We start from the raw sequence: 20525 nt of genomic DNA on the forward strand, positions 1-20525 counted from the left end.
ACTGTCCGAAGAGAGTGTCGCCAAGCGTATCCCTGTCCTTTTAGCCGCAGTAACATCATGATGGGCTTCACAGGACAGTATGGGTCAGCCCTGACCCAACAGGATGATAAATAATGAAAAGACTACTTTTGGCGGCCTGGATGGCGCCCTTTTTTGCCGCTGCCGTCCAGGCCAATTGCCCGGCCATGGCCATAGGCCAGGTGCAGGGCCAAGGGGACAGTTCCCCCTACCAAAACCAGCAGGTAACAGTGCAAGGGGTGCTGAGCGCAACCAGCCAGCAGCTGCTGCCGGGCTTTGTCATCACAGGTGACAGCGACCAGGACCCGGCCACCTCCGACGCCCTTTTTATCGCCGCCCCGGCCCCGGCGCCCTTGGGTAGCCTGCTGTGCATCAGTGGCACCGTTACCGAAGTGGGCGGCCAGACCCAGATCACCCCCAGCCAGGTGCAAGTCCTCAAAAATGAAGGCGCCCTGCCCCAGCCAAGCCCCCTGCACCTGGCCAGCGGCCAAAGCCTGGCCCAGGCCCTGGAAGCTCACGAGGGCATGCGCATTACCCTGAGCAAGGACAGCAACCTCTACATCACCCGCACCTTCAGCTACGACTACGGCGGCCGGCGCAACAACCTGGTGCTGAGCCACGGTGGCCCCCTGGTGGCCCCCACCGAGCACTATCCGGCCGGCAGTGACCAGGCCAAAGCCCAGGCCCTTGCCAACAGCCAAAACCGCCTGTTGCTGGAAAGCGACCTGGCCCCGGCTCCCGGCACCCTGCCCTACTACCCGGACTTTGCCGCCAAGGACCATTACCTTAGGGTGGGTGACCGCCTGAGCGGCCTTAGCGGCACCGTGCTGCAAAGTCACGGCCAGTACCGATTGCTGGTGGACGGCGCCCTGACCCAGGCCCAGGTAGAACATACCCAAGACCGCAGCGCCGCACCGACACTGGCCAAGGCCGGAAACCTCAAGGTGGCCAGCTTCAACGTCCTTAATTATTTCAACAGCGCCGTGGGCGGCGATGCCAACCCCACAGGCCAGAACCGGGGTGCCAAGTCGGCAGAGGATTTTGCGCTGCAGCGTACCAAGATAGTCAGCGCCATGACCGCCATCGACGCCGACCTCTTTGGCCTGATGGAAATCGAGAACAACGGTTTTGGCGAAGGTTCGGCCCTTAAGGATTTGGTCAGCCACCTCAATGCCGCCCAGGGCGACCCGGCCCTGCACTACGACTACGTGCGCACCGACGCCGGTAACATCGGCGAAGACGCCATCACCGTCGCCATCCTCTACCGCCCGGCGCGCCTGGCCCTGGACGGTAAGGCCAAGGTGCTGGCCATGCCCCACCAGCAAGGCCAGGCCCAAGGCCCTGACGGGCGCAGCCTGACCGTCTTTGCCGGCCAGCGCGCGTCCCTGGCCCAGGGCTTTACCCGCATCGACGGGGACCAGCGTTCAGCGCCCTTTACCCTGGTGGTAAACCACTTCAAGTCCAAGGGCTCGCCCTGCATCGAAGACTACCCCCACTACAGCCGCGCCAACCCGCCCCACGGCCAGGGTCACTGCAACGCGCTGCGGGTGTCCGCCGCCCAGGTGCTGGGCCAGGCCCTACCAGAATTCACCAGCCCGGTGCTGGCCATCGGCGACTTCAACGCCTATAGCCAGGAAGACCCGCTGCTGGCCCTGACCACAGGAGGCAAACCCCTGGCCACCGCCAGCCACGCCCTGGTGGGCCAGCGGCCCTTGCCCCAGCAAAGCCTCGACAAAGGCTTTGGCCTGGTGGATCTGAACCGCCACTTCGACAGTCCCGGCTATTCCTACAGCTATGACGGTGAACAGGGCAGCCTGGACCATGCCCTGGCCAGCCCCGCCCTGCTGGACAAGGTAGTAGCGGTGAGCGACTGGCATATCAACGCTGCCGAGTCGCCGCTGTTTGAATACCCTCGCACCCACACCGGGGATCTTGCCAAGGACCAGGGGCCTTACCGCTCCTCAGACCATGACCCTGTGGTGATCGCCCTTAACTTGCCGGTGCAGGCACAGGGGGGCGCCGGCCTGCCCTTGGCACTGCTGGCCCTGGCCGGGCTATTGCGCCGCCGCCGAGCATAAAAAAAGCCCCCATCCGGGGGCTTTTTTCATTCAAACAGGCCTTTGACCTCGTGAGGCTCCGAGCGCAGATACTGGGGCGACACCTTGAGCTTGGCCCCCAGCTTGGCGGCAGCGTGCCAGGGCCAGCGCGGGTTGTAGAGCATGCCCCTGGCCAGGGCCACTGCGTCGGTGCGGCCCTCGGTCAACAGGGCTTCGGCCTGCTCGGGCTCGGTAATAAGGCCTACGGCAATCACCGGCATGGTCACCTGGGCCTTGATGGCTTCGGCCAGGGGTACCTGGTAGTTGGGGCCAACCGGGATCTGCTGGGCCGGCGACAGGCCGCCGGAAGACACATGGATAAAGTCGCAGCCTCTGGCGTCCAGCGCCTTGGCCAGGGTCAGGCTCTGGGTCAGATCCCAGCCACCTTCCACCCAATCGGTGCCGGAGATCCGCACCCCTACCGCCTTGTCTTTGCCTACGGCGTCGCGCACTGCGTCAAACACCTGCAATACCAGCCGCATGCGGTTTTCCAGGCTGCCGCCGTATTGGTCGCTGCGCTGGTTGGCCAGGGGCGACAGGAATTGGTGCAGCAGGTAGCCGTGGGCGGCGTGGATCTCAATCAAGTCCAAGCCCAAGCGGTCGGCGCGGCGGGCCGCGTCCACAAAGGCCGCCACTATGGCGTCGATGCCGGCCTGGTCCAGGGCGTTTGGCGCCGGATCGCTGTCCATAAAGGGCAAGGCACTGGCCGACACCGTCTGCCAGCCGTTGGCCTGGCCGGGGGCGATGGCACCGCCGCCGTCCCAGGGCCGAGCGCAGGACGCCTTGCGGCCGGCATGGGCCAGCTGAATACCCACCGGCATGGCCGAATAACGGCGCACCGCTTTAAGCACCTTGGCCATGGCCGCTTCGGTGGCGTCGTCCCACAGGCCGACATCGGCATAGGTAATGCGGCCCCTGGGCTCAACGGCGGCGGCTTCAATGATCAACAGGCCGGCGCCGGACTGGGCCAGGTTGCCGTAATGCATCTGGTGCCAATCGCCCATCAGCCCCATTTCTGCCGAATACTGGCACATGGGGGCGATGACGATGCGGTTGTCCAGGGCCAGGGGACCCAGGGACAAAGGGGAGAAAAGCTGGCTCACATGGGCCTCCTTAAAGTCAGTGGTCTCTAGCATAGAAAATGTGATCGAGGTCACGCAAGACGGCACCAAAGCCTCGCCTAGGCACCAATTGGTAACTCAGCCCCGCTCCCAGCAGCCCCAGCCGCTGGGAGGCAGGACGCCGCAGCCGTTAAGGCGTTTGTCCGCCATGTCTGGCCAATTACCTGGAATCTGAGCAAGATCGCATAGAAATGCGGAATTCTGTAAAAATTGCCCGTGACATTTTCCGCTAAAAAGCGTTTGATTTAATTGGTGGCGAGGAGATCCGGCCCGGTTCCAGCTGTACCTCGGACAAAGGCATAAACACTTTGCTCCGCAACAACGCTGACTCCGCCCACCACCCCTTCAGTACCTGTAAAATGGTGAAGACGCCCCGGGCAACCTAAGCCCAGGTTCACGGCGTTGCAGGCGGGGTGGACGCCAGCATCCTGCCTCGCATTGTTCCAGGCCGCCCAGCGGCCTGTTGCTGATGCCGGCAGACACATGCGCCATCAATATCCGGGGAACGAGCTGCTTGCACCTTCGTCGGCCCCTGACGTTGTTTGGCGACATGAACACCCGTCCTACAAGGGTTAAGCGACAAAACCAACGAAAGGGATCAACATGAAAAAGACACTGTTTGCCTCAGTGCTGGCTGCGGGCTTTGCCCTGTCGGCCCAGGCCACCGAATACTCTGCCACCGTCACCGGTGCCAGCGACTACCTGTTCAACGGCATCAGCCAAACCGGTGAAGATCCGGCCCTGCAAGCCAGCTTCGACGTCGCTTTCGACAACGGTTTCTATGTGGGTACCTGGGCCTCCAACGTCGACTTTGGCCCCGGTGACGACGCCGATGCCGAGTGGGACTTCTACGCCGGCTATAGCGCCGACTTCGCCGACGGCTGGAACTACGATCTGATGATCAACCAGTACATCTATGTTGGCGAATCCGACTACAACTACCCGGAGATCTCGGCGGCCATCACCGCCCCCACCAACACCACCCTGCGGGTTTGGTACACCTGGAAGCAGTTCGGCGAAAAGAACCTGGACCACAGCTACATCAAGCTGGAACAGACCTACGACATCGACGATATCTGGGGCCTTGAAGCGTCCTACACCTACAACAAGGCCCTGTCCGGCCCGGGCGCCGACACCTACTGGTACGGCAAAGATCACTACAGCAACTGGCTGGTCGGCGTCACCGCCTCTTATGCCGGTTTCGACTTTGCCCTGAACTGGCAGGACACCGACGTTGACGACGCCCCCGAAGCGGACGGCCGCGTTTTCTTCTCCGTGTCCCGTACCTTCGACTTCTAAGGCTCGTCGCATCAAATTGGGCGTTGAGCGCCTAAAAGGTGAACAACAGCTGAGGGAAGACTACACTTATGTCGTCCTCCCTTAGCCTGGCTTGTCCAGGATCTAAGTGTTCACGCCGCCTCTCCCAAGGCGGCGTTTTTTTTGTTGACATCCTTGGCCATCCATTGCATGTTCATTCACATGAACAAGACAGGCACCACTTCCATCCCCCAGCAAAACGCCCAGATCCCTGAGCGCGTTTTCGTGCAACTGTCTTCTGCCCTCCTCCTCGGTCTCATTCTCCTTCTTAGCAGCGGGAGCGGGACCCTTTTGTGATTTGAAACGCCGGCAGGCAACCAGATTCCAAAAAACCCGCTCCCACCAGAGCGGGTTTTTTTATGGCTTTTTTCAGGAGAATCAACATGTCAAACAACGTCATCATTTTCGACACCACCTTGAGGGACGGGGAACAGTCCCCCGGTTGCGCCATGTCCCTGGCCCAGAAAAAACGCATGGCCAAGGCCCTGGCCAGCCTGGGTGTCGATGTGATTGAGGCCGGTTTTGCCGCCGCCAGCCCAGACGACTTCAACGCCGTGGCCAGCATCGCCCGCGACATCAAGGGCCCCACCATCTGCGCCCTGGCCCGTTGTAACGACCATGACATCCGTGAAGCCGGCCGCGCCCTGCAAGAGGCCGAGAAAAAGCGCATCCACGTCTTTATCGCCACCAGCCCCCTGCACCGGGAACACAAGCTGAAGATGACCAAGGAGCAGGTGGTAACCAAGGCGGTGGCGGCGGTGACCCTGGCCAAGAGCTTCACGGCGGATGTGGAATTCTCCTGCGAAGACGCCCTGCGCACCGAGAAGGACTTTTTGGCCCAGGTGGTGGAAGCGGCCATTGCCGCCGGCGCCACCACCGTCAACATCCCCGACACCGTCGGCTACACCACCCCCACCGAGATGTTCGACACCATCCATTTCCTGAAAACCACGGTACCCAACATCAAACAGGCCATCATCTCCACCCACTGCCACAACGACCTGGGCCTGGCGGTAGCCAACAGCCTGGCCGCCGTGGAAGCCGGCGCCCGCCAGGTGGAGTGCACCTTAAACGGCATCGGTGAACGGGCCGGCAACTGCGCCCTGGAAGAAGTGGTGATGGCCATCAAGACCCGCGCCAACCACTACGGCCTGGACACCGGTATCCGCACCGAGCAGATCCTGCCAAGCTCCAGGCTGCTGTCCGCCATCACCGGCTCTGTGGTGCCCCGTAACAAGGCCATCATCGGCGACAACGCCTTTGCCCACGCCTCCGGTATCCACCAGCACGGCATGCTGAGCCACCCTGAGACCTACGAGATCATGAGGCCCAAGTCCATCGGCCGCATCGACACCAGCCTGGTGCTGGGCAAGCACTCGGGCCGCCACGCCCTGGTAGACAAGATAAAAGAGCTGGGCTTTGACACCGCCAGCGAAGACATCGAGCGCATCTTCGCCGACTTCAAGGCCCTGGCCGACCGCAAAAAACACATCACCGACGCCGACATCGAAGCCCTGGTCTTCGGCCAGTCCAGCACTGGCCCCTGGCAACTGGCCCAGATGCAGGTCACCTCCGGTTCCGGCGACACCATCGCCTCTGCCGCCGTGGTGCTGGTTGGCCCCAATGGCAGCGAGCACCGCGAAGCGGCCACCGGCGACGGCCCGGTGGACGCCGCCTTCAAAGCCATAGAGCGGGCCATCGGCATGGAAGTGCACCTGGAAGGGTTGTCGGTCAACTCCATTTCCGAAGGCATCGACGCCCAAGGCGAGGCCCAGGTACGGGTCCGTTATGCCGGCCAGAACTTCCACGGCCGGGGCACCTCCACCGACATCGTTGCCGCCTCCGTGTCCGCCTTTATGGACGTTATCAACCGCATCAGCCGTCAGATGGCCAAAGCCAGCTAAGGAGCAAAGACCATGGCACAGACAATGTTCGACAAGATTTGGCAGCGCCATATCGTTAAGCCGGCCGAGAACGGCCATCCGGCGGTGATCTACATCGACCTGCACTTGGTCCACGAAGTGACCAGCCCCCAGGCCTTTTCCGAACTCAAGCGCCGTGGCCTGGGGGTGCGCCGCCCGGACCGCACCTTGGCGACCCTGGACCACTCCACCCCCACCAGCGCCCCGGACGCCCAGGGCCAGCGCTTCTTTACCAGCGAGGCGGCCTGGCGACAGGTGCATAAGTTGCAGGAAAACTGCCGCCGCTTCGGCATTACCCTGCACGGCTTTGACAGCCCCCATCGCGGCATTGTCCACGTCATGGGCCCGGAACTGGGTGCCACCCAGCCGGGCATGACCATCGTCTGCGGCGACTCCCACACCGCCACCCACGGCGCCTTCGGGGCCCTGGCCTTTGGTATCGGTACCACAGAGGTAGGCCATGTGCTGGCCACCCAGAGCCTGCTGCAACACAAGCCCAAGACCCTGCGAGTCTGGGTGGACAACCGCTTGGCCCCAGGCGTTGGCGCCAAAGACCTGATTCTGCACATCATCGGCAAGTTGGGCATGGGCGGCGGTACCGGCCATGTCATCGAATACGCCGGCCCCGGCATCCAGGCCCTGACCATGGAAGAGCGGATGACGGTGTGCAACATGTCCATCGAAGCGGGTGCCCGCGCCGGCCTTATCGCCCCCGATGAAACCACCTTCGCCTGGCTCAAGGGCCGGCAGATGGCCCCCAAAGACTTCAACGCCGCCTGCGCCGACTGGCGCACCCTGGCCACCGACGAAGGGGCCCAGTTCGACAAGGAACTGCGGGTGGACGCCGCCAAGATAGGCCCCACCATCACCTACGGAACCCACCCGGGCATGGTCATTGCTATCGGCGCCGCCATACCGGCCGCCAAGGACGAGGTGGAAGCCAAGGCCCTGGCCTACATGAACCTCAAGGCCGGTGAACAGCTGGCCGACCGCAAGGTGGACATCGTCTTTATCGGTTCCTGCACCAATGGCCGCCTGAGCGACATGCGCGAAGCGGCCCAGGAACTCAAAGGCCGCAAAGTCGCCGCCGGGGTGCGGATGCTGGTGGTGCCAGGCTCGGAAGACGTGAAACGCCAGGCCGAGGAAGAAGGGCTGGACAAGGTAATCACCAGCGCCGGCGCCGAATGGCGCGAGCCGGGCTGCTCCATGTGCATTGCCATGAACGGCGACATGGCCCAGCCGGGCCAGACCGTGGTGTCCACCTCCAACCGTAACTTTGCCGGCCGCCAGGGCCCGGGTTCCCAGAGCTTCCTGGCCAGCCCCGCCGTCGCCGCCCGCGCCGCCGTTCGCGGCTTTGTCTGTGAGCCCAACGCCTTCAAGGAAAGCGCATGAAAATCGACTCCAAAGTGCTGGTGATCCGCCAGGACAACATCGACACCGACCAGATCATCCCGGCCCGCTTCCTGACCACCACCACCCGTGACGGCCTGGGCCAGCATGCCTTTGCCGACTGGCGTTACCAGGACGGCCAAAAGACCGACTCCATCCTCAACACCGACCACGGCTGCACCGTGCTGGTGGCCGGGGAAAATTTCGGCTGCGGCTCGTCCCGGGAACATGCCCCCTGGGCCATGACCGACTACGGCTTTAAGGCGGTGATCTCCAGCCAAATAGCCGACATCTTCCGGGGCAACGCCCTCAAAAACGGCCTGGTGCCCATCGAAGTCAGCCCCGAGCAGCACCAATACCTGTTTGACCACCCGGACACCACCGTCAGCATCGACGTGGCCGCCGCCACCATCACCCTGGATAACGGCCTGGTCTGGTCTTTCGATCTCGATCCCTTTAGCCGCCACTGCCTGGTACAAGGGGTGGACCAGCTGGGTTACCTGTTGAATCTTGACCGGCAAATTCGCCAATTTGAGGAGGCCCGTTCGTGAAGGCCAAGATAGTACTGCTCCCCGGTGACGGCATAGGCCCTGAAGTCACCCAGGCAGCCAAGGCCGCCTTCGATGCCATAGCCCAACGCTTTGGCCATGACTTTTTGATAAGCCAAGCCCTGATGGGCGGCGCCGCCATCGACGCCACCGGCGAACCCTTGCCGGCCGCCACCTTGGCCGCCTGCCAGGAAGCCGACGCCGTGTTCCTGGGCGCCGTGGGCGGCCCCAAGTGGGACAAGAGCGAAAAACGCCCCGAGCAGGGGCTGCTAGCCATTCGCAAGGCCCTGGGCCTGTACGCCAACCTGCGCCCTGCCGTCACCCACCCTGCCCTCTATGACGCCAGCCCCATCAAGGCCGACCGCCTCAAGGACGTGGACATCATGGTGGCTCGGGAACTGACCGGCGGCATCTACTTTGGCGAAAAACAGGAAGGCAGCGAAGCCGCCTGGGACCGCTGCGCCTACTCGGCCGAGGAAATCGACCGGGTGCTGCACCAGGCCGCCCGCCTGGCCCGCAGCCGCCGTGGCAAGGTGACCATGGTGGACAAGGCCAACGTGCTGGCCACCTCCCGCCTGTGGCGCCGCCGTACCGAAGCGGTCTTTGCCGAACATTACCCGGACCTGGAACTGGAATTTTTGCTGGTGGACGCCGCCGCCATGCACCTGCTCAGCCGCCCGGCCAGCTTTGACGTACTGGTGACCGAGAACCTCTTTGGCGACATCCTCACCGACGAAGCGGCCATGCTGGTGGGTTCTTTGGGCATGTTGCCGTCGGCGTCCCTGGGGGACAGCGGCCCCGGCCTGTTCGAGCCATGCCACGGTTCGGCCCCGGACATTGCCGGGCAAGACAAAGCCAACCCCTTTGCCGCCATGCTGTCCGCCGCCATGCTGCTGGAGCTGGGCCTGGGCCTTGGCGAAGAAGCCCAGGTGCTGAAAGACGCCGTCTACGCCTGCCTGGAGGCGCGCCAATGCACCGCCGACCTGGGAGGCAAGCTTGGCACCCAAGGGGCAACGGCCGCCGTATTGGCAAGAATTCTCTGATATCCAAGGCCCCGCAAGGGGCCTTTTTTGTAGCCCGGCTCTGGTGCCAGGGCATGCACGGAGGGCTTTTTTAGCACTTGGCATCTACAAAATTCATACACAGGTTAAAGCCTTGTTAAATAAAGTCACTTTTCGCCACACTGCCACTCCCTCTCTCCACTTGCCTGGAAAGCAAGGAACCGGACGCCACATAAAGCCAGGAAGGCACCCATAACAAACAACCCGGTTATCGGAGGACTACCATGAAAAACCTGTTTCGCCTGTCATTGGTAAGCGCTGCCTGCTTGCCCCTGCTGGCCTGCAACGACAACAACAATAACGAGCAACAAGCCGTCACCCAGGCGCCCCCCACCAGCATGGCGGTCACCGCCCTGTCTGGCCCTGAGCCCATCTACACCGGGCGCCTTATCGTCAAATACAAAGAATCCAAAGGCGCCAGCCAGCAAGACGGGCTGATGTCCGCCGCCAGCGCTACAGCGGGCAACAGCCTGGCGGTGATGGAATCGCGGGTGATGACCAACGCCGCCCAAAGCGGTGTGCAGCTGACCCTGGAACGTTCCCTTGGCAACCGCACCCAGCTTTACCGCCTGGATGACAACGCCAACCTGCGCGCCGCCATCAAGGCCCTGTCCAAGGAGCCGGACCTGGAATACGTGGAAGCGGACCGCCTGATGCAGCCCCTTTTCACCCCCAACGATCCCCAGTACAGCCAGCAGTGGCACTACTTCGGCGCCACCGGCATGAACGCCGATGAAGCCTGGGACAGCGCCGATGGTACCGGCACCGTGGTGTCGGTCATCGACACCGGTATCCGCCCCAACCACCCGGATCTGCAAAACCAGTTGCTGCCCGGCTACGACTTTATCTCCAACAGCTGGATGGCCAACGACGGTAACGGCCGCGACGCCGACCCCACCGATCCGGGCGACTACCTGCGCAAAGGGGAATGTACTACCCAGTTCGGTTACCGCGACGCCCAAGGGCGGGTGGTGCCCTATAACGACACCCCAGCCAGTTTCCACGGCTCCCACGTGGCCGGCACCATCGCCGCCGAAACCAATAATGGCATAGGTGTGGCAGGTGTGGCCTATGGGGCCCGCGTCTACAGCGCCCGCGCCCTGGGCCGCTGCGGCGGTTCCACGGCCGACATCATCGACGCCATCCGTTGGTCGGCAGGCCTGAGCGTGTCCGGCGTGCCGGCCAACCCCAACCCGGCCGACGTCATCAATATGAGCCTGGGTGGTGGCGGTGCCTGCGGCCAGGCCTACCAGGACGCCATCAACCAGGCGGTAGCCCAGGGCACCGTAGTGGTAGTGGCCGCCGGTAACGACAACATCAACGTGTCCAACGCCAGCCCCGCCAACTGCAATAACGTGATCTCGGTGGCTGCCAGCGGCCGCGACGGCAACCGCAGCTGGTTCTCCAACTACGGCAACCTCATCGACATTACTGCCCCCGGCGGCAGTGCCAACGGCGTGGCCGCCGACGATATCCTGTCCACCCTCAACCTGGGCAGCTATTCGGTGGGCAGCGAAGGCTACGGCACCATGGCCGGTACCTCTATGGCCAGCCCCCATGTGGCCGGTGTTGCCGCCCTGATCAAGAGCGTGGACGCCAGCCTGACCCCAGCCCAGGTTGAGCAGATCATCAAAGACAGCGCCCGGCCCTTCCAGAACACCGACTGCACCACGGCCAACTGTGGTGAAGGCTTCCTGGACGCCGGTGCTGCCGTGGCCCTGGCCGCCGGCAACGGTGGCAACAGCGGCGGCAATGGCGGCAGCGACGTGCTGACCGACGGCGCGGCGGTAACCAATATCGGCCTGGCCCAAGGCCAAAGCCGCACCTTCACCATTGAAGTGCCGACCAACGCCAGCAGCCTGGGCCTGAGCCTGACCGGCAGCAACGGCGACGCCGACCTTTGGGTGCGCAAAGACAGCGCCGCCACCAGCTCCGCCGGCGCCACCTGGAAGTCCGAGACGGGCTCGTCCAACGAGTCGGTGACCATTGCCAGCCCCGCTGCCGGCACCTACTACGTTACCGTCTACGGCTATGCGGCCTTCAGCGGCGCCACCCTCAGTGCCGACCTGGCCGTGACCGGCGGCAGCTCCGGTTCTGCCAGCAGCTTCGAGAACGGCAACGACGTGCAGATCCTCGACAACCAAGTGGTGCAGAGCCTGATCAACGTCAGCCGCAGCGGCGACAGCGGTACCGTCACCGTCAGCGTCGACATCAAGCACAGCTACAGGGGCGATCTGCGTATCAAGGTGATCGCCCCCAACGGCGCTACCGCCACCTTGCAGGAGCCGTCCAACGACTCGGCCGACAACATCCAGAAATCCTGGAGCCTCAACGCCAGCGGCGTGGAGTCCCAGGGTAACTGGACCCTGAGCGTCGAAGACGTCTATTCGGGCGACAGCGGCTACATCGACAGCTGGAGCCTGGACTTCGGCAACTAAAACAAAAAGCCCCGCAGATGCGGGGCTTTTTTTAGCCGGTTTACTAGGCCTTGCTGGCCGCGTCTTTGACGGCGGCTTCGGTCAGGTCTTTGGCCAACCAGCGGCGCAGGTTCAGGTGCCAACGCTCCAGGTTGCTTTGCTCCACCTTGCAGGGGGCCTTCTTACAACCGTTGTTCTGGGCAGACACCGGCTCAATCCAGAGCTGGTGCTGGTCGTAACGGATATCAACCCGCACCTGGTAACCCTTGTAATCCAACAGGGCTTCGACCTTGCCGGGGGCTTCCCCCATGGCCTGCCACTGGGCTTGCTGCAGGGCGTGCTTGATCAGTTTGACCGGCTCCTTGACGTAAGGCTTTAACGGCAAAGGGTCCTGGTAGAGGCTAAAGGCCTGGCTGGCGGTGCCAAAACCCAGGCCCAGGGTCAACAGCAGGGCAGTTGCGGTGGCTTTGGTCATCCTCTTACCCCCAGGGCAATTTTGAGCTGTTTGACCAGCGACTGGTTGTATTTGTAATAGTTGCGGTGGGTCAGGTAGCAGTAGTCCCCTGCCTGCATTTCACAGGCGTAGTCGTTGAGACCGCCGGCATATTTGATCTGCACCCCATCGGCGTCGTACTCGATACGGTGGAAGATGGCGTGGCCCTTGTAGTCCCAACGGGCCAGCACATAGCCTTCCCCTTCGTCTTCCAGCAACCAGGCGGTGCCTTTGGTTTTCTGCATGCCGGTCAGTATCGCCAGGCGGGCCTTGGCAGCACTGTGGCTGGGGTTGGGAATAAGGTCGTAGACGCCGCGCATCTTGGACTCGGAGACGGCGCCACGGCCCGGCTTCTGGTAAACAAAAGGTTCTGGCTTGGCCGCTGCCTGGCCGGCAAAAAGGCCAAGGGCAGCAGCCATCAGCGCCGCCTTGAAGGTGGGGTACATGCAATGTCCTTTGTATCTTATGGATGCTTACTTGCTGCGCCAATGTAGCACGGCAGATACAAAAAAAGCATGCATTTCAATGCCTAGCCAAGGCTCTGTCAGTCAGCCGCCTGGGGCGCCTTAAAGGCCTTGCTGTAAAAGCCGGACGTATCAAAGCAGCAGACCCGCTTTTTGCCTTCGGCCAACATGGCGCAGGCATCCTGCACCCGCTTGATTCGGGTTTTGGCCTGCTTGGCCGAGCTTATCCAGTGGATCCAATCGAGCCGCGCCAGGGTGGTGGTCTGCTGCCAGTTGGCTTCGGCCTCGGGGCTGGCCGCCAGGGCAGCGGCCAAGTCGGCCGGAACGCCGGGTTCGGGCTCTTCGGCCACCGGGGCCACCTCCAGGCGAACGGTCTGGCCTGGCGCCACTCCGGCTTCGGCCAGCAAGGGCTCGCTTAACCGCAGCCAATGGCTGAGCTGGCCGTCCGGCTCCAGGGTCGCCCTGAAGGGGTGGCCGTTAAGGGTGCCGTCTATGGTGGTTCTGCCGCGCCTTGGCAGCGTGTCGCTGGCGGCCTTGGGCAGCACCACAAAGGCCCACCCCGCTTCGTCGCCGCCATTAAGGGGCCGGCATAGCCGCGCCTCAAAACAGCCGGCTTTGTCCTTTTGTGCCATGCATCCTCCTTCCTGGTTGGTGTTGCCATTGCAGCTTAGCCGTTTATTCGCGGCCCAAGGTTAGGGGCAGCGAATACGGCCGGTTAAATAAGGCACCGCCTGGCCTGCAATTTGTACCCTGTCCCCCAGCACCTGGCATTCCAGTACGCCGCCCCGGGGCGAAGCCTGGTAGGCCAGCAGGGTGGTCTTACCCAGCCGCTCTGCCCAAAAGGGGGCAAGGCCGGTATGAATGGAGCCGGTCACCGGATCTTCGTCACCGCCGTTGGCCGGCCAAAAGTAGCGGGACACAAAATCATAGGGGCCGGACTGGGCGCGGCTGGTCACCACCACGTCAAAAGGCTTTAGGCGGGCCAAGGCGGCATTGTCGCGGCTGACCGCCCTCACATCCGCTTCGGACCCATAAACCACAAAGTAGGCCTGGCCATTGCGGAGCACTTCCAGGGGCGCGATGGAAAGCCCGGCAAGCAAATCGGCCGGTACGGCATCCAGGGGTAGCGGTTTGCGGCTGGGAAAATCCATCTGGATCTTCCCCTTTGCGGTTTGGGTGACGCTGAAATTCCCCACCGCCTTGGCGTAGAAGTGCAGCGCCTCTTGCTCTGGGTTTTGCTTAAAGAGCACGAAGGCCGATGCCAAGGTGGCATGGCCGCAGAAGGCGATTTCGGTGATGGGAGAGAACCAGCGGATATGGTGGCGCCCTTCTGGGCCTGGCACCAAAAAGGCGGTTTCGGACAGGTTGTTCTCGGTGGCAATGGCCTGCATCAGCTCTGCCGCCAAGGGCTGCTCGGTGCAGATCACCGCCGCCGGGTTGCCCCGGAAAAGCTCGCCGGTAAAGGCGTCGATAATGCTGATATCCAGTTCCTGCAAAGCCTTGCTCCCTATGTTGGCCCTAGAGGCGCCACCAGGCCAGCTGCCGGGCCTGGTGGTCCCAATACAGATTCACGGCGTCGCACTCCCCAGCTCTAAGCACCAGATCAAAGCAGCCCTGATGTTGCTGATAGCCCTTGGGCACTTCACCCAGGCTTTCCTGCAGGGCCTGGGCGTCTGTTGGCTCTGCCGAAAGTGTGCCAACGCTACCGCAAAGGGCATCGGCGCTGCTGCCCGCCAGGGCAAAGGACAAGGGCTGCTGCTGAGCACCACCAGCCAAGGCCAGCTTAAGGATAACGCTGTTGCCTTCATAGCCCAGCAGCGCCTGGTCTGGCGTACCGTCGCAATCGATATCGGCCTTAACCAAGGTGCCCTGATCCCAGCGGGGGCTATCGGCCAAAACACCAAGGGGCAGCAGCAGTAAGAGTACAAAAAAGGGGTTCATGGCAACCTTGCCGTATGGGGTTTCGTCCAAAGAGTGCAGGCAGGCTAAGGCAGTTACCCTGGCCTGTCTACCGCCCTTAGCCACCACCGCAAGCCCCGCCACTACCCCAGTCGCATTCGGCCAACTGCCAACGGGCTCCTTGGCGCGTGTTGGCAGAGAGGCTGTTATGTTAGCCAGCCGCTTAGCTGTGCTTTTGGGAATAGGCCCGGTAGAAAAAGGCCAAGGTCAGGCAGATGCAGCCCGGCACCAGCAAAGCCTGGAACCGGACCCAGCCAAACATCAAGGCGCCAAAGAGGCCGCCGGCAATAAAACCGATGATGATCAGCAAAAACAGGATGGCTTTGCGTTTATCGAAGGCCTCGCCTCGCAGCACCGACCCCAGCATGATGCCAAGGTCGGTGAAGATACCGGTCAGGTGGGTGGTGCGCACCACGGCCCCACTGTAAGCAGTGGCCAAGGCGTTTTGCATGCCACAGGCGGCAGAGGCCGCGTAGTGGCCGTAGACAGCCCCTTTCGACAGTAAAAAGAAGGAGCCGAAAATAAGCATCGCTTCTATCACCAAGGCGGTGTCGTAATGGCGCCCCAGTTTCAAGGTGGCACCGTGCAGTAAAAACCCCGACACCGCAGCCCCCAGAAAGAACGACAGCAGCACCCCACCCAGGTGCAAGCTGTTACCCAGGGAGCCGCCCATCAAACTGGTACCAAACAAGGTGGCTGTCCCCGACAGATGGGAAACCGCCTGGTGCTCAAAACCCAGCAAGCCAATAGCATTGATGCAGCCCGCCACAAAAGCCAACACAAAAGCCCCGTACTCAATCCATCTGGGGAGTTTGGAAATCAAGGCGCACTCCTTGGCTTACAACGAACGAAGGGCATTGGCAGTGCTAACTGGCTGCCAATCAAGACCTGTGGAATGGCAACAGGCTAAGGCAGTAGCCCCAGGCCTGTCTAGCAGACGCCAATGGCGTTGTTTCCCAAATTCACGGAACCAATCTGTTTGACCGTGATCCGATCCCCGACGTATCGAAGGGGAACAACCGATGGGCAAGGCCAAACATCCGATCCGTAACTGGGCTGAATACAATCGCGCTTTGATCAACCGGGCTTCACTGCGCTTTTGGATGGATAAGGCCGCCATCACTAACTGGTATTGCACCCAGCACCATGGCAAGCGGGGCCGGGGCTTTGAGTACAGCGACACTGCTATCGAAACCGCCTTGATGCTCAAAGCACTGTTTAAGCTGCCCCTGCGAGCATTAGAAGGCTTTATTAATTTCCTGTTATCAGTTGATGAAACTGCCGCTGACCTCGCCCAGTTACAGCTGCATCAGCAAACGCGCCAAGACGGTCAACATCCCGTACCGCCTGCCCAGCAAAGGCCCCGTTGCCCACCTGGTTATCGATGCCACCGGCCTCAAGCTCTACGGCGAAGGCGAATGGAAGCAGCGCAAGTACGGCAAGGAAAAGCGCCGTGTCTGGCGCAAGCTGCACCTGGCCGTAGATGCCCGAACCCATGAGGCTATCGCTGCCGAAGTGAGCCTAGAAAGCGTTGGCGACAGCGAGGTATTACCCAGCCTCCTGAACCCACTGCGCCGCCGACTCCATCCGGTCAGCGCCGATGGGGCTTATGACAGCAAAGCCTGCCATCGGCTGCTGCAAAGGAAAGGCGCCAAAGCCAGTATCCCGCCCCGCAAAACAGCGGGGTACTCTGGGAGGAAGACCATCCTAGAAACGAAGCGGTGGCGGCACTCAAAGCCGGACAACTGGCCGACTGGAAAAGGGAAAGCGGCTATCACCAACGCTCAAAAGCGGAAACGGCCATGTCACGGAACAAGCAGCTCATCAGCCCAAAGCTGAGTCTGCGCGATTTCAACGGCCAGGTTGCTGAAGCCCTGGCTGGGGTGAAGGTCATGAACAAAATGCTGACCTTAGGCATGCCTGAACGCCTGCCGGTCAGCTAAGGGCGCCAAGCCCATTAGGGGACTGCGTTTCCTTGTTGGATTTAGGAAACAACGCCCCTACACGGTCGAGCACTAGCAAGCTGTTTGAAGTGCCCGCCGTTTCTAGACTCCTTTCAGCGTTATGCAGTTTCTCTCGTATTCAACCAGACCGAACCGTAGCGGGTATAAGGACGAGGAGTCTCGATATACTCGTTGAGTTCATCAGCAGCACTGCGTACCCAGAACGGGTCGCGTAGCATCTGCCGGCCAACGAAAACCAGATCAGCACGTCCATTTTGCAGGATCTCTTCGGCTTGACGGCCATTCGTAATCAGCCCAACTGCTCCAGTCGCGATACCGACTTTCTTACGCAATAGCTCGGCGGCTGGCACCTGATATCCAGGATACGTCTGTACCTTAACCATCCTGATGCCTCCAGAGCTGCAATCAATGAGATCAACTCCTTGTTCTTTCATCCAGCGACCATACTCCAGGAATGACTCCGGCGTGTTGCCGCCTTCGGTGTAATCGGTGCTAGAAATGCGGACAAAAAGCGGACGGTCTTCCCAATGAAGCTTCACCTCGTCGATGATCTCGCGCACGATGCGATAGCGCCGTTTTGCATCGCCACCATATGCATCGTCGCGCGTGTTCGCCAGAGGTGAAAGGAACTCATTCAACAAGTAACCATGCGCGGTATGGAGTTCCAGCACATCGAAGCCGGCGTCACGTGCACGGCGCGCTGCACGACCAAACGATTTGACAAGCTCCGGGATTTCTTCGAGTGCGATCTGACGTGGGACAGGACTTTCCGGTGTAAACGGAATGGCTGAAGGTGCGATACGAACCACACCTGGTAAGTCCGCATTTCGGCCAGCATGGCCGATTTGGGCACCGACTTTGGTGCCATATCCGTGCAACAGATCAACCAGGTCGCGCAATCTGGCAACATGGTCGTCGCTCCAAATTCCAAGATCCCCTGCGCCAATGCGAGCATCCTTATGCACTGCCAGCGTCTCAAGAAAAATTAAGCCTGCCTGGCCCAACGCGCGGGCACCGTAGTGGACGTGGTGCCATGGGGTAACAAAGCCATCTTCCCCGGCGCTATGCATGCACATCGGGGACATGGCAACACGGTTTTTCAGCTCTAAATTTTTGATTTTTAAAGGAGATAGTAACAAACTCATCTTAAAATACTCCGTAGGGTTTAAATACGGATTCGATGCTAAACTCAACTCACATTTTTTGTAAGTACGCACAGTTTTGTGCTGTAGGCACAATTCATATACTGCTGGCCGTGTGAGGTATGTCAGATGAAGCTTGGAATTCCCCATGGAGAGGTCGAGGCATTTGCCTGTCCTGTTACTTTTACCGTCGAGGTAATCGGCGGAAAATGGAAGTCATTGATCCTCTATCACCTCATGTCGGGCACACGCCGATTTAACGAATTGCGACGTCTGATGCCCGAGGTAACTCAGCGGATGCTTACTTTGCAGCTACGTGAGCTTGAAGCTGACAATGTCATTGCGCGGAAGGTTTATCGAGAGGTTCCACCCAAAGTCGAGTATTCGTTAACGCCGCTTGGTTTGACGCTAGCCCCTCTAATTAGTGCAATGCGTGACTGGGGAGCCACCCATGAACATACGATCTTGGCATACCGAGAAAATCCCAAGAGCGACAACAGTACCGATAAATAGTCAGGGTATCCTCCGCATCCTATTATCCCTCCCAAACGGGGATGTTAAATTCTCGAAGAGCGAAGTCTAAGAAACTTCGCAGCTTCGGGGGCATTTGCCTATCTGAAGCATAAAGGGCATGTAGCGTACGAGGGGGTGGTTCGTAATCGGGGAGCAGTCTAATCAAATGGCCGGTCTTGATCTCATCCGATATAAGTTCATATGGTTGAAGAAGTATTCCCATGCCGGCGACTGCGGCTGACCGGAGTGCTTCTCCGCTATTTGTAGAAAACCGCCCACTAATAGGTACGGTGACCAGTCCTTCTGGTCCAACAAATGACCATTGGGTGCGTAAATTAGTGTGGGAGAAGATGAGGCATTCGTGTACTGCTAGATCCATGGGTGTCCTTATCGGTTCCGCATGTTCTATATAGCTGGATGCCGCACAGAGCACCAAGCGGTAGGAGGATAGGCGTCGTGCAATCAAACTACTGTCGGGAAGCTCTCCAGTGCGAAAGACAACGTCGAACCCCTCCTCGACCAGATCAACCGTGCGATTAGTAAGACTCAGATCAATGGAAACCTCTGGATGTTGTCTCAAGTAATCCGGGATCACAGGTGCCAATCCCCGGCTTCCAAATGTTATCGGGGCGCTGATGCGAAGTCTTCCCCTTGGTTCTGCTCTCGCCTCCGCCATTAGTGCTTCGGCAGCCTCCATCTCTGCAAGGATATTTTTCGCACGTTCGTAAAACAATTGCCCGCTATCTGTAAGGCTTTGTCTGCGTGTCGTTCTATTCAGCAGCTTAATGCCTAGTCCATCTTCTAGCGCGCGAATCTGTTGACCAGCCGACTGCGACGAAATATCCAGTTCGTTAGCTGCAGAAGAAATAGAGCCAGTCTCCACGGCTTTGACGAAGACCTTCATACATGCAAACTTATCCATTTGAAAGTATAGATTTCAAGTGATGAAATTATAACGTCATTGTATATGATAATTTTCAAATATAAAGTGCAACACATCTATTTGACGCTTCTCCTTCGCCGGTTTACCCCAGTCCAACATCATGAGAGGAATTAACATGCAATCAGACTCTAAAAAAGCAATCATCGCAGCCACTATCGGGATTGCTGCAGGAATTTCGTCCACGGCACCTGTCACTGCAGCCGAGGTTCAGCAGCCCACAGTGGTGCTTGTGCATGGAGCATTTTCTGACGGTTCGACCTGGAGCAAAGTCATTCCGTTGCTCCAAGAAAAGGGACTAAAGGTCGTGGCCGTGCAGAACCCTCTAAGTTCACTGGCTGACGACGTTGCAGCCACGCAACGTGTTCTGGATATGCAGACTGGCCCCGTCGTTCTTGTGGGTCACTCATGGGGTGGCATTCCCGTTACAGAGACAGGTCAACAGGAGAATGTCAAAGCTCTGGTTTACGTCGCCGCTTTTGCTCCAGATGAAGGACAGTCGGTCGTTGACATATCCAAAGATTATCCAACTCCGTCCGGCTTCAGTCATCTCGTAGCAGACAAAGATGGGTACTTAACCCTAAGCCTGGAGGGGGTTCAAAAACACCTTGCCCAAGATGTTCCTTCAGAACAAACCAAGCTAATGTTTGCCACACAAACTCCCACCAACGGACATGACTTCGAGGAGAAAGTAACCGTGGCTGCATGGAAAACGAAACCGTCTTGGTATGTCGTGAGCGAGCAAGACTATATGCTTCAGCCCGCTTTGCAGAAAGCGATGGCAAAAAAAATCTCAGCACATGTTACTACGTTGCAAGCTAGTCATACACCGCACCTATCCCAGCCATCTGAAGTAGCCAAGGTAATTCTCGAAGCGACCACATACGTGTCGAAATAACTGGGCTCTGTCTAAATCTAGACAAGCTATATCTCTTCCTTCGCCGCATATCTAGAATCGAGTCAGCAAAGTACATCATTGACGATATCTTGGAGCGGCGAAGGGCTCACAACTTTCTGTTCACCAGGATCAATGGAGGATATGGAAGAAAAAAAGAAGGAAAAAAGAGAAGGAAAAAAGGACACCCATCCCATCATGGCGAAATTGCCTCGCGAAAACTAGCCTTGAAAGACCCTTCTCTTGATAAAGGCTCCGGCCATGAC

At 60.0% G+C, this 20525-nt stretch carries 18 protein-coding genes and 1 pseudogene; 10 read left to right on the top strand and 9 right to left on the bottom strand.

Translation table 11 applies throughout. The features are described from left to right. Positions 1-113: 113 nt before the first annotated feature. Positions 114-2096 carry an ExeM/NucH family extracellular endonuclease gene (locus B3C1_RS07460; protein ID WP_008483938.1) on the top strand — a complete coding sequence of 661 codons (1983 nt, stop codon included), beginning with the start codon at positions 114-116 and terminating at the stop codon, positions 2094-2096. A gap of 26 nt (positions 2097-2122) precedes the next feature. Here the strand turns inward: B3C1_RS07460 and B3C1_RS07465 are convergent, their stop codons facing one another. Next, complete coding sequence (locus B3C1_RS07465; RefSeq protein WP_008483939.1) at positions 2123-3217, bottom strand: NADH:flavin oxidoreductase/NADH oxidase; 1095 nt, start codon at positions 3215-3217, stop codon at positions 2123-2125. Between the two features lie 621 nt (positions 3218-3838). Here B3C1_RS07465 and B3C1_RS07470 point away from each other — a divergent pair. The 6 genes from B3C1_RS07470 to B3C1_RS07495 all read left to right on the top strand — a co-directional run bounded on the left by B3C1_RS07470 (position 3839) and on the right by B3C1_RS07495 (position 11910). Continuing rightward, positions 3839-4534, top strand: a complete 696-nt coding sequence (locus B3C1_RS07470; protein WP_008483941.1) for a TorF family putative porin — start codon at positions 3839-3841, stop codon at positions 4532-4534. Positions 4535-4935: 401 nt separating this feature from the next. Then, a complete protein-coding gene (locus B3C1_RS07475) occupies positions 4936-6456 on the top strand; it encodes a 2-isopropylmalate synthase (RefSeq protein WP_008483943.1) in 1521 nt (506 codons plus the stop codon). 12 nt (positions 6457-6468) lie between these two features. Beyond that, positions 6469-7866: a 3-isopropylmalate dehydratase large subunit gene (gene leuC / locus B3C1_RS07480; protein WP_035481397.1), complete on the top strand. Its 1398-nt coding sequence runs from the start codon at positions 6469-6471 to the stop codon at positions 7864-7866. Next, entirely contained in the window at positions 7863-8414 is a 552-nt protein-coding gene (gene leuD / locus B3C1_RS07485) for a 3-isopropylmalate dehydratase small subunit (protein WP_008483946.1), read from the top strand. Before leuC ends, leuD begins: the two co-directional genes overlap by 4 nt. Next, complete coding sequence (gene leuB, locus B3C1_RS07490) at positions 8411-9454, top strand: 3-isopropylmalate dehydrogenase (RefSeq protein ID WP_008483947.1); 1044 nt, start codon at positions 8411-8413, stop codon at positions 9452-9454. Before leuD ends, leuB begins: the two co-directional genes overlap by 4 nt. A 242-nt stretch (positions 9455-9696) precedes the next feature. Continuing rightward, on the top strand, positions 9697-11910 hold the full coding sequence (locus tag B3C1_RS07495; RefSeq protein ID WP_008483948.1) for a S8 family serine peptidase: 2214 nt from the start codon (positions 9697-9699) through the stop codon (positions 11908-11910). A gap of 43 nt (positions 11911-11953) precedes the next feature. Here B3C1_RS07495 and B3C1_RS07500 read toward each other — a convergent pair whose 3' ends face one another. From B3C1_RS07500 to B3C1_RS07525, 6 genes are all read right to left on the bottom strand, one after another. Continuing rightward, a complete protein-coding gene (locus B3C1_RS07500; protein WP_008483949.1) occupies positions 11954-12364 on the bottom strand; it encodes a hypothetical protein in 411 nt (136 codons plus the stop codon). Beyond that, a complete protein-coding gene (locus B3C1_RS07505) occupies positions 12361-12828 on the bottom strand; it encodes a hypothetical protein (RefSeq protein ID WP_008483950.1) in 468 nt (155 codons plus the stop codon). The genes B3C1_RS07500 and B3C1_RS07505 overlap by 4 nt, the downstream gene beginning before the upstream one ends. 98 nt (positions 12829-12926) lie before the next feature. Further along, positions 12927-13478 (bottom strand): YdeI/OmpD-associated family protein, encoded by a 552-nt coding sequence (locus B3C1_RS07510; RefSeq protein ID WP_008483952.1) that lies wholly within the window; start codon positions 13476-13478, stop codon positions 12927-12929. 60 nt (positions 13479-13538) lie between these two features. Continuing rightward, positions 13539-14342 carry a PhzF family phenazine biosynthesis protein gene (locus B3C1_RS07515; RefSeq protein WP_008483954.1) on the bottom strand — a complete coding sequence of 268 codons (804 nt, stop codon included), beginning with the start codon at positions 14340-14342 and terminating at the stop codon, positions 13539-13541. 22 nt (positions 14343-14364) lie between these two features. Next, a complete protein-coding gene (locus tag B3C1_RS07520; RefSeq protein WP_008483955.1) occupies positions 14365-14787 on the bottom strand; it encodes a hypothetical protein in 423 nt (140 codons plus the stop codon). Between the two features lie 181 nt (positions 14788-14968). Then, positions 14969-15628 (bottom strand): YoaK family protein, encoded by a 660-nt coding sequence (locus B3C1_RS07525; protein WP_008483956.1) that lies wholly within the window; start codon positions 15626-15628, stop codon positions 14969-14971. Between the two features lie 199 nt (positions 15629-15827). On the opposite strand from B3C1_RS07525, the pseudogene B3C1_RS19740 reads away from it, so the two are divergent. After that, a pseudogene (locus tag B3C1_RS19740) lies at positions 15828-16748 on the top strand (IS5 family transposase). Between the two features lie 119 nt (positions 16749-16867). Here the strand turns inward: B3C1_RS19740 and namA are convergent. Continuing rightward, positions 16868-17914 carry an NADPH dehydrogenase NamA gene (namA, locus tag B3C1_RS07535; protein WP_008483957.1) on the bottom strand — a complete coding sequence of 349 codons (1047 nt, stop codon included), beginning with the start codon at positions 17912-17914 and terminating at the stop codon, positions 16868-16870. Positions 17915-18040: 126 nt separating this feature from the next. Between namA and B3C1_RS07540 the strand changes: the two genes are divergently transcribed. Then, complete coding sequence (locus tag B3C1_RS07540; RefSeq protein WP_008483958.1) at positions 18041-18424, top strand: winged helix-turn-helix transcriptional regulator; 384 nt, start codon at positions 18041-18043, stop codon at positions 18422-18424. A gap of 22 nt (positions 18425-18446) precedes the next feature. On the opposite strand, the gene B3C1_RS19745 is transcribed toward B3C1_RS07540, so the two are convergent. Then, on the bottom strand, positions 18447-19346 hold the full coding sequence (locus B3C1_RS19745) for a LysR family transcriptional regulator (protein WP_008483959.1): 900 nt from the start codon (positions 19344-19346) through the stop codon (positions 18447-18449). A gap of 136 nt (positions 19347-19482) precedes the next feature. On the opposite strand from B3C1_RS19745, the gene B3C1_RS07545 reads away from it, so the two are divergent. Then, entirely contained in the window at positions 19483-20262 is a 780-nt protein-coding gene (locus B3C1_RS07545; protein WP_008483960.1) for an alpha/beta fold hydrolase, read from the top strand. Positions 20263-20525 lie beyond the last annotated feature (263 nt).

This window comes from Gallaecimonas xiamenensis 3-C-1 (genome assembly GCF_000299915.1).
Classification (GTDB): Bacteria; Pseudomonadota; Gammaproteobacteria; order Enterobacterales; family Gallaecimonadaceae; genus Gallaecimonas; species Gallaecimonas xiamenensis.